The 16,282-nt window shown below is 42.2% G+C and carries 9 protein-coding genes and 3 tRNA genes; 1 reads left to right on the forward strand and 11 read right to left on the reverse strand.

Annotated features, from left to right (window positions below; all coding sequences use genetic code 11):
- Positions 1-11: 11 nt before the first annotated feature.
- The 11 genes from AC0NJP_RS16765 to AC0NJP_RS16815 all read right to left on the reverse strand — a co-directional run bounded on the left by AC0NJP_RS16765 (position 12) and on the right by AC0NJP_RS16815 (position 14,802).
- Positions 12-87: transfer RNA gene (locus AC0NJP_RS16765), tRNA-His, on the reverse strand.
- Between the two features lie 173 nt (positions 88-260).
- Positions 261-1,616, reverse strand: a complete 1,356-nt coding sequence (locus AC0NJP_RS16770) for an MFS transporter (RefSeq protein ID WP_474039758.1) — start codon at positions 1,614-1,616, stop codon at positions 261-263.
- 187 nt (positions 1,617-1,803) lie between these two features.
- Positions 1,804-1,880 (reverse strand) — tRNA-Arg (locus AC0NJP_RS16775).
- A 29-nt stretch (positions 1,881-1,909) separates the two neighbouring features.
- Positions 1,910-1,986, reverse strand: a tRNA-Arg gene (locus AC0NJP_RS16780).
- Between the two features lie 201 nt (positions 1,987-2,187).
- Positions 2,188-3,222 (reverse strand): [FeFe] hydrogenase H-cluster radical SAM maturase HydE, encoded by a 1,035-nt coding sequence (gene hydE, locus AC0NJP_RS16785; protein WP_474039759.1) that lies wholly within the window; start codon positions 3,220-3,222, stop codon positions 2,188-2,190.
- A gap of 69 nt (positions 3,223-3,291) precedes the next feature.
- Positions 3,292-3,864, reverse strand: coding sequence for an HD domain-containing protein (locus AC0NJP_RS16790; RefSeq protein WP_474039760.1), 573 nt, complete (start codon positions 3,862-3,864; stop codon positions 3,292-3,294).
- 85 nt (positions 3,865-3,949) lie between these two features.
- A complete protein-coding gene (locus AC0NJP_RS16795; RefSeq protein ID WP_474039761.1) occupies positions 3,950-4,897 on the reverse strand; it encodes an EcsC family protein in 948 nt (315 codons plus the stop codon).
- Between the two features lie 129 nt (positions 4,898-5,026).
- On the reverse strand, positions 5,027-8,566 hold the full coding sequence (gene nifJ, locus AC0NJP_RS16800) for a pyruvate:ferredoxin (flavodoxin) oxidoreductase (RefSeq protein WP_474039762.1): 3,540 nt from the start codon (positions 8,564-8,566) through the stop codon (positions 5,027-5,029).
- 381 nt (positions 8,567-8,947) lie between these two features.
- Positions 8,948-9,805 carry a YitT family protein gene (locus tag AC0NJP_RS16805; protein ID WP_474040062.1) on the reverse strand — a complete coding sequence of 286 codons (858 nt, stop codon included), beginning with the start codon at positions 9,803-9,805 and terminating at the stop codon, positions 8,948-8,950.
- 33 nt (positions 9,806-9,838) lie between these two features.
- A complete protein-coding gene (locus AC0NJP_RS16810; protein ID WP_474039763.1) occupies positions 9,839-10,468 on the reverse strand; it encodes a TetR/AcrR family transcriptional regulator in 630 nt (209 codons plus the stop codon).
- 29 nt (positions 10,469-10,497) lie between these two features.
- Positions 10,498-14,802: an acyl-CoA dehydratase activase-related protein gene (locus AC0NJP_RS16815; RefSeq protein ID WP_474039764.1), complete on the reverse strand. Its 4,305-nt coding sequence runs from the start codon at positions 14,800-14,802 to the stop codon at positions 10,498-10,500.
- A 251-nt stretch (positions 14,803-15,053) separates the two neighbouring features.
- Between AC0NJP_RS16815 and AC0NJP_RS16820 the strand changes: the two genes are divergently transcribed.
- Complete coding sequence (locus AC0NJP_RS16820) at positions 15,054-16,214, forward strand: efflux RND transporter periplasmic adaptor subunit (protein WP_474039765.1); 1,161 nt, start codon at positions 15,054-15,056, stop codon at positions 16,212-16,214.
- Positions 16,215-16,282: the final 68 nt, after the last annotated feature.

The raw sequence follows: 16,282 nt of genomic DNA on the forward strand, positions 1-16,282 counted from the left end.
ATTGAATTAAATGGGGTGACTGGAGGGTCTCGAACCCTCGAGTACCGGAGCCACAATCCGGCGTGTTAACCACTTCACCACAGCCACCAAGTTTCATGTCACAACAGAATTTATTATACTATCTTTATCTTGTTGTGTCAATACTTTTTAAAACTTTTTTCAACAACCATTTTTCATCGTTTGTCGATTACTAGCGGCAGAAGTTATTATAACAAATCCTATTTAAAGTTGCAAGTACTTTTTTCGTTTTCTTTTTAACTTTATCCTTTGGTTCTTTTCCTACCCCTAGCCACCGATGCCACAATGCCTAGTGTGCACAAAACAGCAAAAATTAGGAAGGCTTTATGAAAATCGTCAATCAATTGTTGTTTATAGGCTAAGTCGGCGCGAAGTGACTGAGAATGATCTGATAACAGTAAGGTAACAATGGCCATACTAACAGCTTGTCCAATCAATCGCATCGCCGCTAACGCCGAGGAGGCGGCGCCATAGAACTCTTTCGTCACAGAGCCCATAATAGCATTATTATTGGGAGGCCCAAACAAGGCAAAACCAAACCCCACCAAAGCAAGAACAGCAATAATCCATAAGAGAGAACTTTCTATCGTAATAAAGCTAAAACAAAATAAACCGATAGCACTAATGGCCATACCAATGGAGGCGACAACAGTAGGGCTACGTCGATCAGAAAGCGCTCCAGCAAAGGGTGAAAATAAGGCCATCACTAACGGTTGCGCCAATAAAACTAAACCAGCAGCCTGCGAATCCAACTGTACAACAACTTGCAAATGCAATGACAGTAAAAAACCGATAGCAAAAGTAGCACTATAATTAACCATAGCTGCTAAATTAGAAAAAGCAAACTGCATATTCTCGAAAAAGAGTGACACAGGAAAAAGTGGTTGTTTTTGTTTCGTCTCATAATATAAAAATAATATCATGATGAAAATGCCCAGCCCCAAAATATATTTAGCGCTCGCAGCGCGGGCTAAGTCGGAAAAACCATAGAGCGTAGCTACAATGGCAATCATATAGCCAATACTGCCAGCAAAATCAAAAGTTTCTTCCTGGGTTTTACTTTTAGCCTCTTTGAATTGCAGCAAAGTAAGACCAAAGGCAACAACACTTAAAACCGTAGTAAAATAAAAAATACTTCGCCAGCCAAAATAATAATTTAAAAATCCGCCCAGCACTGGCCCTAGCGATAACCCAATATAAACAGCCGCAGAGTTAAACCCGATCACCTTACCGCGCTTTTCTGCTGGATAAGAAGACACTAAAATGGCCATTCCTGTACTGAAAATCATAGCACTTGCCATTCCTTGGATAATTCGAAAGAAAAAAAGCACCTCTACCGACCAGGCCATACCTGATAAAAAAGACGAACAGGAAAAAAGCGCCAAACCAGTTAAAAACACCTTCCGGCGACCAAGCATATCAGCTAAACGCCCAAAGGGCAGCAAAAAGGCCGCTGTGGCTAATAAATAAGCCGTAACAATCCAGCTTAAGAGCAAAGCGCCTCCCTGAAATTGCGTTCCAATTGAAGGCAAAGCAAGATTGATCGAACTGCCGATAAAGGTAGTTAAAAAAGAAGCCACCATCACTACAATAAGCACTGTGCTCTCCTTCGAAAAAATAGATGTCATCACTTCGCCTCATTTCTCAAATGCGTCAAAATTCTACTTTATCTTATTATACCAAGTCCCTATTTTATCTTTCAAAATAATTTTTATGAAAGAAGAATCATACATAAAAATTACAAAAAACACAAAACAAAACCACCCATATATGAGTGGTTTTAAATGGTGACCCCGGCAGGATTCGAACCTGCGACCTTTTGATTCGTAGTCAAACGCTCTATCCAGCTGAGCTACGGAGTCATAATGAAGTTTTGGTAGATTTAATAAAATGGTGACCCCGGCAGGATTCGAACCTGCGACCTTTTGATTCGTAGTCAAACGCTCTATCCAGCTGAGCTACGGAGTCATTTATTATGTCTACTGTCTTGCGACTACTTTGATATTATAGCAATATAAGTTTCATCTGTCAAGGATATTTTTATAATTCAATGAAAAAGTTCATTTTCAATTAGAAAACTGGCAAAAAACCTCTATGAAACAAGGAAAACAAAGCTTAAAAGCAGGAGTGTGAATTACTTGAGCCCAAGTTGCCACACTCCTGCTCAACTTATTTTGCCACGCCGTTGGGGCGAAAGCCATACTCTTCGGACACATGGCGGCCAATCGCTTGAATCTTGCCAGTAATACAGCCACGACAATGAGCCGGTGTATCATTAATACAGATCTTTCCTGGATACAAGGCGTACATCCGCCGATAATCGCCTTCTGTTACATTAGGCATAACTACATTAGCACCGCTTTTTAGCGCAAAAATACGACCCTGCGGATGCAGCGTTTCCATAGCTGTAGTGGCCGGAATATTAATATTCCGTAATAACAGTCGCGCTAGTGCCATCACCTTTACAGCCATCATAAAATGATTACCGGGAGCATCTTTGAGTGGCGTATCGCCATTGGGAATAAACGGCCCAATACCTAGCATATCCACATCGAGATTTTTAAAAAATAAAATATCATCAGCTAAAGATTCTATTGTTTGGCCAGGAAGGCCCACAAGCGAGCCGCTCCCCACCTCATAGCCTAGATCTTTTAAATCCATGAGGCAACGAACTCGGTTATCCCAGCTCATCCCTGGGTCAAGGCGTTCATAAAGCTCTTTATCGGTCGTTTCAATGCGTAATAAATAACGGTCAGCACCGGCTTTCCGATAGGCTTCATATTCTTCGCGGCTTTTTTCACCGATACTTACGGTAATTGCCAAATCGAGCGCTTTAATTTGGCGAAGAATCGAGGTCATTTTCTCTATTGTATAGTAACTATCCTCACCGGACTGCAAAACAACAGTCTTATAACCATAAGCTTTTGCTTTTTTCGCAAAATCAAGAATCGTTTCTTCTTCCAAACGATATCGTTCTACTACATGATTATCCCGTCGCAGACCGCAATAGAGGCAGTTTTGCTTACAAATATTAGAGAATTCAATAAGGCCTCGCAAATGCACTGCATCTGTCATATAGAGTTTACGTACCCGATCAGCTGCTTGAAATAAAACATCATCCTCTTCCGATGAAGTTAGCAGAGTAATTAATTCATCTTTCGTTAAGCTTCCTGTTTCTTCCGCTTTTTGAATCAGACGGCGCATAGCCCCACCTCCTGATGTTATTATAAAGTATCTCGCCGCAGCAAATCCAGATAAATTTTATTGTTAGACTTAAACTCCTTCAAAATAGCAAGTTGCCATATCAGCCATATGCAACGCAGCCACAAGCGGCGTCGATTTCATCGCTTTTGACAAGCTCTGCCCACCTGTATACGCTCTAGCCGCATCATCAAAACCACCCATATGCCAGCGAATTGCGAGCATTTCGTCTTCGGTCAACGCAATATAGCGGCTTAACAGAATCACTGATTTTTCACCATGGCCAATAGGAAACTGATCATTAATTTCATAAATCTCAACCTTTTCCCACTGACCTGTTTTTTCATTCTTACGATTTCTGAGCACTTTACGATAGAAATTTGCTTTACATAAATCATGCAATAAAGCGGATAAAATTAAAGTCTCTTTATCATAACGCTGACTCAAGTCAAAAGTTTCAATAATTTTTACAAGATTATCATATACAGCTACGGAATGGTCAACAAGGCCTCCCATATAATTCCCATGATGATACGCACTGGCTGGTGCGGAAAAAAAATCTGTATCCTGTTCAAGGTAGGCAATAAATTCTTCAATGCCATTGCGTTCTACCTGTTGCAACAAAGAAATAAACCGTTCTTTCATAGTGTCACTCCACGACTTCTTTCTGTTTTATAATAAATATCAAGTTTTCTAAAATAGTATACTCCTTTTACGCTATAATGAAAAGTCATTGTCGCCGTAACCGTTCGATTTCTAGGGCTAAGCGATTTTGAATCAGTTCTGAACCATAGCGATCTTCTAAGAAAAGAAGGCGAAAATAATCTTTCGCAGCTTTTTTCGTAATCTCCTGAAACAAAAGATTGGCGCCACTATTTAAAGCAGCCCCTGCCACCGGCAGCAGCAGAGCAAGTTCTTTCTCCGTAATCAATAATCCAACTCGCGAAAGAACAAAAGTGATCAATCTTAATAGTTGTGGCGCTTGCTGTTTTAACAGTTTTTCTTCCATCGCGCGACCAGCATTTTGCAACAAAAACTGCTTTGACTGTAAAATGGCCTGAACCGCTAACCCCTTACCAGCAAAATAACTCTCTTCTGTCAAGCTCTGATGCGGTACTAACGCCGCAAGTAAATGCGGTAAATGTAACGGATCACGCGGAGCATAGCCATAGATTGCGGACGTCTGACAAACGGCTCTTGCCAAAAAGGCAAACGATAAAGAAACATCAGCTGTAATTAAAGCAGGAACAGCTGCTGTACCAATTATACTACCTTCGGCTAACGCAGTAGCAGCCCCCATAACGACTCCTTCCGCACCGATCAGGGCTCGATTATCCCACGTATAAGCAGCGGCTACTTTATCAATATACTCAAGTCGTAAATTTTTAATATCACCAAGCGACGCCAGATAGATACGATTTTTTTGATACTGCTGCAAAATATTCATTTCTTTAGTGAAGGAACCTGCCGTAGTAATCACTTTTTCGATCCCACGCTGTGCCGCCTGGCTTACCGTTTTTTCTACACGTTGTATCAAAGGATTATTACCTGATCGGACTGTCGACAGGACACTTTCTAACGGGCGAGCAACTAAACCAGCCACTTTAACTAACGATCCCGGTTCTACAATATGACGGGCAATCTCCACTAGCACGGTCTCTTCATATTTGTCCAGCATCAGATAATCGACTCCCTACATAACATAATTATGTATTGGTTCGGCAACAAATAAAAGGGCTCCTGCTAAATCTGCCTACAAACAAAGAAACCGCCGCGATAACCGCGGCGGTTCTCTTTTTGCTTTGACTTATTCAGAAGCCAATTTTTTATAACCCGCCAATCTATCCTTGGCGTCTTTTTCGGTTTTATCGAACAGTTTATCAGCAATTTCTGGGAATGCCTTTTTAAGAGAAGCATAACGAACTTCGCCCATGAGGAATTCTTTAAAGTCGCTTACAGGTTCTTTGGAATCGAGAGCAAATGGATTTTTACCCTGTTCTTTCAGTTCAGGATTAAATCTGTACATCGCCCAGTAACCTGATTCAACTGCCTTTTTAGCTTCAAGCTGGCTAACACCCATGCCGCCTTTAATACCATGGTTGATACAAGGAGCATAAGCAATAATCAAGGAAGGTCCTGGATAAGCTTCTGCTTCAGCAATTGCTTTTAAGGTTTGGTTTTTGTCTGCGCCCATAGAAATCTGAGCAACATAAACATAACCATAGCTCATAGCCATCATGCCAAGATCTTTTTTCTTCGTTCTCTTACCGCTGGCAGCAAATTGTGCAATAGCTGCAGTCGGAGTCGATTTGGAAGACTGACCGCCTGTATTAGAGTATACTTCGGTATCAAATACGAGAACATTAACATCTTCACCAGAAGCAAGTACATGGTCAAGGCCGCCGAAACCGATATCATAAGCCCAACCGTCACCACCGAAGATCCAGTGAGATCTTTTCACGAAGAAGTCTTTGTTTTCATAAATTTCATTTAAGAGAGCATTCGAACCTTTTTCAGCTTCGAGAAGAGCGATCAATTTATCAGCCCGTTCGCGAGTTCCATTGCTGTTAGCAAAGTTTTCAATCCAGTCCGTGAAAGCAGCGCTAAGTTCAGCACTGATGCCAGCAGCAATAGCAGCCTGCATATCGGTGGAAACTTTTTCACGAACTTGTTTTGTACCTAAATACATGCCAAAGCCATATTCAGCATTGTCTTCAAAGAGGGAGTTAGCCCAAGAAGGACCATGGCCTCTGTGGTTCGTTGTATAAGGCATTGCTGGTGCACTAGCGCCCCAGATGGAGGAACAGCCTGTAGCATTGGAGATCATCATACGATCGCCATAAAGCTGCGTAACAAGTTTTGCATAAGGCGTTTCGCCGCAACCTGCGCAAGCGCCGGAGAATTCGAGCAGAGGCTGTTCGAACTGGCTGCCTTTTACAGTTTGTTTATTCATAGGGTTATCTTTCGGAGCTAAGGACTGAGCATAATCCCACAGCGGTTCTTGACCAAGCTGCGTGCTAAGCGGCTGCATAACAAGCGCTTTTTCTTTAGCTGGGCAAACCTGTGCACAGTTGCCGCAACCAGTACAGTCAAGCGGAGAAACAGCAATTCTAAACTGAAGATCTTTAGCGCCAACAGCCGGTTTCGTAGCGAAACCTTCTGGAGCCATATCTACTTCAGCTGCAGTTGCCAGTACCGGACGAATTACAGCATGAGGGCAAACGTAAGCGCATTGGTTACATTGGATACATTTATCGAGCTGCCATTCAGGAACATTAATAGCAATACCACGTTTTTCATAAGCGGAAGTACCTACAGGGAACGTACCGTCTTCCATACCAACAAAAGCGCTGACAGGAAGTGCGTCGCCTTCTTGACGATTCATCGGAACAAGAAGTTTCGTGATGAATTCAGGTACTTCTTTCGTAGCTGTGCTACTGCAAGCACATTCCATTTTCTGAATGTCTTCTGTTCTGTCAGCAATGGTTTTCCAGCTTTCAGGTACATTGACTTTCACAATGGATTCAATCCCGCGATCAATAGCGGCATTGTTCATGTCAACAACCTTCTGGCCTTTTTTGCCATAGGAAGAAACAACAGCGTCTTTCAGATATTTTACTGCATCTTCAACTGGAATAATGTCAGCCAGTTTAAAGAAAGCCGATTGCATAATCATGTTAACGCGACCGCCAAGACCAATTTCCTGGGCAATCTTAACAGCATTCAGCGTATAGAAGCTAATGTTGTTATTAGCAATGTAGCGTTTCATGAAGTTTGGTAAATGTTCTTCCACTTCATCCTGACCCCAAATAGTGTTCAGAAGGAAAGTGCCGTTTTTCTTAAGGCCAGCAAGTACATCATATTTATCAACATAAGACTGGTTGTGGCAAGCGACGAAATCGGCTTTATCAACGAGATAAGGCGATTTAATCGGTTTTTTACCAAAACGCAAATGTGATACAGTAATACCACCGGATTTTTTCGAATCATACGCGAAATATCCCTGAGCATACATGTCAGTATGGTCACCGATAATCTTGATTGCACTCTTATTAGCGCCAACCGTACCATCAGAGCCAAGACCCCAGAACTTACATGCTTTCGTACCAGGAAGCGTTGCATCAATATCAGCAGCAGGAGCGATCGATTTAAAGGTTACATCATCATTAATACCGATTGTGAAACCATCTTTCGGCTGATCTGCTTTCAGATTGTCATAAACAGCAGCGATATTGGCAGGAACAACTTCTTTCGAGCCAAGACCATAACGGCCGCCAACAATCATCGGCTGCCAATCTTTACCATAGAAAGCGCTCTTAACATCAAGATAAAGCGGTTCAGCTAAGGAGCCTGGTTCTTTCGTACGATCAAGAACAGCAATTTTCTTCACTGTTTTAGGAATATATTTAAAGAAATGTTCCAGAGAGAACGGACGATATAAGTGAACTGTCAGTAAACCGACTTTTTCGCCCTTCGCCATTAAGTAATCAACAGTTTCTTCTATCGTTTCGCAAGCAGAACCCATAGCGATGATCAAACGATCTGCATCTTCTGCTCCATAGTAATTAAATAAATGATATTCACGGCCTGTTACTTTACTAATCTGTGCCATATAATCTTCAACAATAGCCGGAATTGCTTCGTAGCATTTATTGGAAACTTCTCTTTCCTGGAAATAAATGTCCGGATTTTGCGCCGTACCACGAACAACTGGATGATCAGGGTTTAAAGCTCTTCTTCTGAAAGCATTTACTGCTTCACGATCAAGCATTTTGTCAAGATCAGCATAATCAAGGACTTCAATCTTTTGAATTTCATGAGAAGTTCTAAATCCATCAAAGAAGTTTACGAAAGGAACACGTCCTTTAATTGCGGAAAGATGAGCTACTGCGCTAAGATCCATAACCTGTTGTACACTGCTTTCAGCAAGCAAAGCAAAACCGGTCTGTCTTGCAGCCATAACATCCTGATGATCGCCAAAAATGTTCAAAGAATTGGCTGCCAGGGCTCTGGCGCTTACATGAAATACGCAAGGCAGTAATTCACCAGCAATTTTGTACATGTTCGGAATCATGAGCAATAAACCTTGCGAAGCAGTATAAGTCGTCGTTAACGCCCCTGCTTGCAATGACCCGTGAACCGCTCCGGCGGCACCAGCTTCTGACTGCATTTCTACGACTTTCACTGGTTGTCCGAAAAGGTTTTTCTGGTCTTTTGCTACCCATTCGTCTACATGTTCAGCCATTGGAGACGAAGGTGTGATAGGATAGATCGCTGCCACATCTGTAAATGCATAAGAAATATAAGCTGCAGCTGTGTTTCCATCCATGGTTTTCATTTTTGCCATGAATACATCCTTCTTTCTTTGCAATTTTGGTGGATAAACCGGAGTAAATGCGTCCCACTTGTTTATTTGTCTAAAGGAGTCATAAACTCCTGCTTCTAAGAAAACACTTACTACTAAAATTATCCACTCTGATCGCCGTATGAGTGATTGTATTCAAACATACCCACATACGATTGAGTTCATTCTATCACAGATTTTACTGATATAATAGATACAAAATACAACGTACAAAAAGAAAATCACTTGCGTCAATTTCGAATTTTCTCTTTTATTACAAAATGCAATCAGAAACAAATAAAACCTTTTTTATTATGATAAGTTTACAAAATAAAACCTAGACCTCCCTATTTTAGAGGGAATTGTCTAGGTTTTCTGTCTATTTTAATGGATTGCTTTTTTCTTAAATCGTCCGCCCATTACATCATGGACATCGTTAATCGTTACAAAAGCACTATCATCAATTTCATCAACAATCGATTTTAATTTAGCTATTTCTAGGCGAGTAACAACAGAATATAAAACATTTTTCTTTTCTTTCGTAAAACCGCCTTCACCATGAAGAATTGTTACTCCCCTGCCGAGTCGCGCCATCAGGGCATCCGCAATTTCATCAGGTTGCTCCGAAACAATTAACACCGCTTTTGATTCATTCAGACCTTCAATCGTTACATCAATCACTTTAAAAGCTATAAAGTAAGCTACCAACGAATACATTGCCTTATCCCAGCTAAAGACAAGGCCAGCACTTGTTAAAATGAACAGATTGAAAAACATGACCACTTCCCCGACAGAAAAGCTGGTACGTTTATCAAGTAAAATTGCTACAATTTCTGTTCCATCAAGCGATCCGCCGGAACGAATAATGAGTCCCACGCCAAGTCCTAGTATAATCCCGCCGAAGACAGCAGCTAAAAATAAATCATGCGTTAATTCTGGAATCGGTAAGAAAATACTTACCCAATAGGAAAGTGAGGCAATTGAAAATGCCGTAGCAATTGTAAAAGATGCGCCAATCTGCTTATAACCCAAATATAAAAACGGCAGATTGAGTAAAATGAGAAAGACTCCCAAAGGGTATCCGGTCAAATGGCTGGCCATAATAGATATGCCCACAACTCCGCCATCAATAATATCATTGGGAACTAAAAAAATTTCTAGACCGATAGAAGCAATAATTGCCCCCACAAACAAAAGTAAATATTTTTTAACATTTTGCAATACCTTGCTTTTGACACTCAGATTTCTTTTCAAATTCATCCTCCTCTATATCATTTATGCCTCTTTTCTGCTTAAAGCTATTTTCTGCGGCTGAATCAGCGACACGAGTAATAATTCGACATACTGACGGCGATCTCCTGGATTTTCATAGTCAAAGGAACATAGCTCGCGCATTTGCTCGCCTAATAGCACCGGAAATTCCAAACTGCTAAAGAGTTGAAAAATTTTCATATTTAAAACAGAGTCCGCTTCAATCCCCGTAATATCCCGCAGTACTACCTTCAAAGTCTCCCAACCAACGCGACGCATAAATTCCCGATATTCAAAAGTCACTTCGCCATAATTTGTCATTTGGTGCATAAAGTTACGAAATATATCGGCATGCTCTAAGGTAGCTTCAGCATAACTATAGAGAAAGCGTCGTAATCGTTCTTCCGGTTCCAATGAAACATCTTCTAAACAGCAAAAAGATTTCGTTAGACGATTTGTTAAAATCACAAGAGCCTCGTTAATTACATTATCTTTTGAACCAAAATAATAGTTTACAGCGGCCACATTGACTTCCGCCGCTGCAGCAATTTTCCGGGTTGTAACTTGCTGCACGCCTTCCCTACCAATCAGATCCAACGCTGCCAAAAGAATTTTTTCTCTTGTCGACTGTTTATGATCGTGCTCACATCGCATAGGCCTTCCTCCTTTCATCTCTTTTATGTTCAAGTTTCATACAAAGCATCCATATTTTCCGGTGACAAAACTCCCGTTGCCCCAACAGAAAGCTCTTGCTCCTGTAAAGTTCGTTCCGCTTCAAAAGCAGTAGCCAGCATAAGCTTCAAACGGTTCAGTTGATTTACCTCACTTGCGCCTGGATCGTAATCTAAGGCAATAATATTCGTCTTAGCAAATTGACGCTTCAATTCTTTAATCATACCTTTGCCTGTTACGTGATTAGGTAAACAGCCAAAGGGCTGCATGCATACAATATTTCTTACACCACTTTGAATGAGTTCAACCATTTCACCCGTTAAAAACCAGCCTTCCCCCGTCTGATGGCCCAGTGATAGAACCGGCTTAGCGCCTGCAGCGATTTCTTGAATGGTTGGTGGCACACAAAAGCGTTTACTAGAACGTGCCGCCCGCTTATAAGCCTGACGATAAAGCTCTAAAATAGCGATAGCCCCCCAACCAAATAACTGCGCCTTTTTACTACCCGCCAAATATTTCGCCTGAAAGTCAGCATCAAAAGCAGCATAGAGTAAAAAATCTAGTAGGCCAGGCATAACCGCTTCAGCTCCCTCAGCTTCCAACACATCTACAATGTGGTTGTTAGCAGCGCCCTGGAACTTCACATAAATCTCGCCAACTAAGCCGACCTTTGGTTTGCGCTGTCGCAAAATCGGCAATTGATCAAACTCTTCCATAATCGAATGAATATTATTTACATAAGTCGTAAGACTGCTTTCTCTCAGAGACTCACGACAATAAGCTGCCCATTTTTCATAAAGAGCATTTGCCGTTCCTTTTTCGCGCTCATAAGGACGCACACGATAAAGAACTTTCATGAGCACATCGCCGTAAACAACGCCCATTATCAGACGATGTAAAAGCCGTGGCGACAGAGAAAATCCCGGCTGTTTTTCCAGGCCATTCGCATTAAATGATAAAATCGGCACTTGCCCCATACCCGCATCATGAAGCGCTTTTCGCAAAAAACCAATATAGTTTGTCGCCCGGCAGCCACCGCCAGTCTGTGTCATCATAACCGCCGTCCGCGAAAGATCATATTCGCCGGACTCTAAGGCGGCAATCAACTGCCCCACAGCCAAAATGGCCGGATAACAAGCATCATGATTTACAAAACGAAGTCCAGCCTGAACGGCTTTCGCATGATCATAAGGCAGTACAACCGCCTTATAGCCTGACAAACGGAACGCTTCCTCTAAAAAGCCAAAGTGAATTGGCGACATTTGTGGCAATAAAATTGTATGCGTCTCTTTCATCGGCTTGGTAAAAACCGATCGCTTATATTGAACTTTTGGTGCTAACGCCGTTGGAGCAGGCTTTTTATCTCTGTCGCGTAAAGCCGCCGCTAATGACCGTAACCGAATTCGCGCAGCGCCAAGATTATTTCCTTCATCTATCTTTAAACCCGTATATAGTTTGCCATTTTGCTGTAAAATTTCCTGGACCTGATCTGTTGTTACAGCATCAAGACCGCAACCAAAAGAAGTAAGCTGTACAAGCTCTATATTGGGAGCCTTTGCCACGAAACTTGCCGCTCGATACAGCCTAGAATGATAAACCCATTGGTCAACTACACGTAGAGTGCCATCAAGTTTTCCCAGGAAGGCCACAGCGTCTTCTGTTAAAACAGCCATGCCTAGCTGGGTGATAAGCTGTGGTATGCCATGGTGAATTTCTGGATCTACATGATAGGGATGACCAGCAAGAACAATCCCCCTACGGCCCGTTTCTTGCAACCACGCTAGAGCATTTTTCCCCGCCTGCTGCATATCCAATTGAAAGCGTCTTCGCTCCGCTTCGGCTTGCTCAATGGCAGCATAAAGCTCTTGCCGGGATAAATGATACGCAGCGAATTCTGACTGCAATAGTTTAGCGAGTCCCTTTTTCTGATCCAGCGGCAGAAATGGATTCAAAAAACGGATACCCTGCTCGCGTAAAATATCCATGTTATTACGAATTACTTCTGGATAGGATGTCACAATAGGACAATTATAGTGGTTTTCCGCTTCCGAAAATTCTTTGGGACTATGCATAATCGAAGGATAAAAGATTAGTGAGACGCCTTTTTCAACAAGATTCATGATATGACCATGAATCAGCTTACCGGGATAGCAGAGAGACTCAGAGGGGATCGTTTCCATACCTGATTCGTACAATTCTTTCGATGATCCATCTGATAAAACAACTTGAAAGCCAAGCTTGGTAAACAAAGTAAACCAAAAAGGATAATCAGCATACATATTCAGCACCCTTGGTAAGCCAATCTGGCCTCGCGGCGCCGCCTCTGCTGTTAACGGCTTATAACTAAATAATCGTTCATACTTATAATGATATAGATTAGGAATCGCTTCACCAACGGTTTCCGCTCCGGCGCCTTTTTCACAGCGATTTCCCGAAATAAAGTGTTCACCGTCGCCAAAACGACTAATCGTAAGCAAACAATGATTGGAACAACGACTGCATCTTCCTGTCGTAGTCGTCATTGTTAATTTTTCTAAGGCAGCTTCTGATAACAGTGTCGTTTCTTTTCCTGCCTCATAATTTTCTTTTGCCAATAAAGCCGCGCCAAAAGCTCCCATAATTCCCGAAATATCAGGCCGAATCACAGGTCGTTCCAGTAAAAGTTCTAAGCTGCGCAACACCGCTTCATTATAAAAAGTTCCGCCCTGTACAACAACATGATCGCCTACATCCGCTTTACTACGTACTTTGATGACTTTATACAATGCATTTTGCACAACGGAATAGGAAAGTCCAGCCGATAAGTCACCGATTCCCGTTCCCTCTTTTTGTGCTTGCTTTACTTTTGAGTTCATAAAGACAGTACAACGGGAACCAAGCTCAACAGGAGCCTGCGCAGTAAGCGCCGCTGCGGCAAACTCTTGCACCGTAAGTCCTAAAGACTTAGCAAAAGTCTCTAGAAAAGAACCACAGCCACTGGAGCAGGCCTCATTAAGCAGAATTTCCTCAATACGACCCTCTTTAATTTTTAAACATTTCATATCTTGGCCGCCAATATCAAGGATAAAATCGACTTCCGGGCAGAAAAAAGCGGCAGCTTTATAATGCGCAATCGTTTCGATCTCACCTATATCAATTTTCAGAGCCTTCTTAAGCAGCATTTCGCCATAACCAGTTACTGCAGCATAAGCAATCTGCGCCGTTTTAGGCAATTTTCTGTAAATTTCACGCAAAATAGCGGCAGCTAAGCGAAGCGGATGCCCTTCATTGCTACTATAATACGTATAAAGCAGTGAGCCATCTTCACCTATCAGAGCCGCTTTTGTCGTGGTCGAACCAGCATCAATCCCTAAATAGCAGTTTCCAACATATTGAGTAAGCTCCGCTTGTTTAACTTTTGCTAAACTATGACGCTGACGGAAAAGAGCTAAGTCTTCCGGCGAGTGAAACAAGGGCGGCAAAGTCTTCGTCTGTTCGCCACCCTCTAACAATAGCTGATCAAGACGTCCCATGAGTTCTGAGAATAAGAGCGGTTTTTCCTTTACCGATAAGAGGGCAGCTCCTTGCGCTACAAAAACCTGCGATGATTGCGGCAAAATCACCGCATCTTCTTGGAGATCCAGTGTGGCAATAAATCGGTTTCTTAGTTCTGATAAAAAGTACAACGGCCCACCTAAAAAAGCAACATTCCCACGAATTGGACGACCGCAAGCTAAGCCGCTCACAGTCTGTACGACAACAGCTTGAAAAATGGAAGCTGCAATATCGGCTTTTTCCGCCCCTTCATTAATTAAGGGCTGTACATCTGTTTTCGCAAAAACGCCACAACGCGCCGCAATCGGATAAATCACTTTATGTTTCTTAGCCAGCTCATTGAGTCCAGCCGCATCGGTCTTTAACAGTGTCGCCATCTGATCAATAAAAGAACCAGTCCCACCAGCACAGGTTCCGTTCATCCGCTGGTCCATGCCGTCAGAAAAATACATAAGCTTAGCATCTTCGCCACCCAGTTCAATCGCCACATCCGTTTGCGGATACAGTGATCTCACAGCCTGTGCTCCCGCAACGACTTCCTGCGTAAAATCAACTTTAAGCGCCTTAGCCACAGAAATACCGCCAGATCCAGTTATCAAAATGGTAATATAGGCATCATAAAAGTTGGCATAGGCGGCTTCTAATAATTCTTTAGCTTTTTTTCGCACCTCAGAATAGTGTCTTTCATATGTATGGTAAATCATTTGTAAATTTTGATCTAAGACAACAAGTTTTACAGTCGTCGAGCCAATATCAATCCCCACATGAAATAACTTATTCATTTTGACTCCTCCCCAGCAATAAAAGTGCAAAGCAGTGCACAAATTACAATAAAGTAAATGTATTAAAATTAAACTATTTTTAAAACTACGATTTAAACAGTGTTTCAATTGTAGTTTATCATTTTATGAACTCACTTTCAACATTTAGTTACATTTTTTTCATTTGCTTATAGTACTCTTAAGGCTTGACGAATATAATAAAAAGTGGCAACATAATAGCGATTGCGATTAACCCTATTGGAGATGACCCCATGAAAAAGCTATGGCAAACTCATCGTATTTTATGTATTACAGGAATTTCCCTAGTTCTTGCGGGCCTCTTTTCCTATGCTCTCTATCGGGCCGGACATTGGCCTGGCCACAAAAGTTTCTACGGTTCCGGCAATGTCATTGTAGTACCTGTCAGTAAAATGGATAAACCGGTAACGATTCAATTCAGCGGTACAATTGAAGGCCATAAAGCCGCTACTGTATCTGCTGATTCACTAGGGCAAGTAAAAGAAGTGAACGTAAAGGAAGGCGACTTGGTTCAAGCAGGACAAGTTCTATTAACCATTGAAACAACCCCACGAACCATTGCAGTCGCCGCAAGTACACCGAATTACAGCATAGATCGGCGCAGTCCTACCGACTCTCAAGCAGCGGGCAATGGACAATATGCCACTCTAGAAAAAGAATACCAACGCTATCAGAAACTTTATGAACAAGGCGCCATTGCTCGAAAAAAACTTGATGAGGCGCGCGCCCGCTTAGAAGCCGCTCAAGCAGGCGCCAACGAAAGCGAAGCAACACCCGCTTCGGCGCCTACTTCTGATCCAGCGGAAAATGTTACGACCCAAATAGTCGGCGGCGGTCTTGTAAAAGTGACTGCGCCAACTGACGGAATTGTGACAGGATTTGCTTTAGCAGTCGGCAATACTGTGCAAACAGGACAACAACTTTTAACATTGTCAAATGGTACGGGTGTTCAGACGGTCGTGCAACTTAGCCAAAAGGACTTATATTTTGTTCGCTCTGGCAGCAAAGCGGAAATTCAATGTGACGCATTGCCAGGACAAACTTTCTCCGCGCAAGTAGAAAGTATATTTCCTGGGGCTAACCAATTATTTCGCACGCAAATTCGAATTGATAACCCCAATGATCTTTTAAAACCAGGTATGCCCGTAACAGCGCGCTTTTACACAACACAAACGGTTCCCGTTATCGCCGTCCCGAAAACAGCAGTGTTTGAAGAAAAAGGTCTTTCCTATATCTATGTTGCCAAAGGCGGAAAAGCTTCAAAACAAGCCGTACAATTAGGGGATCCCGTTGGTGATTTTGTGGAAATTGTAACAGACTTACCAGAACAAACATTAATCGCTTCAGGCAATATTAAAGAGGTAAAAGAAGGCGATTCTCTGCCTGGCCAATAAGCAAAAACAAACGAAAAAGCTGTCTCTAAGGAGTAAAAACTCCACTAGAGACAGCTTTTTTAACTATG

The sequence above is a fragment of the Pelorhabdus sp. sgz311002 genome (assembly GCF_056134285.1).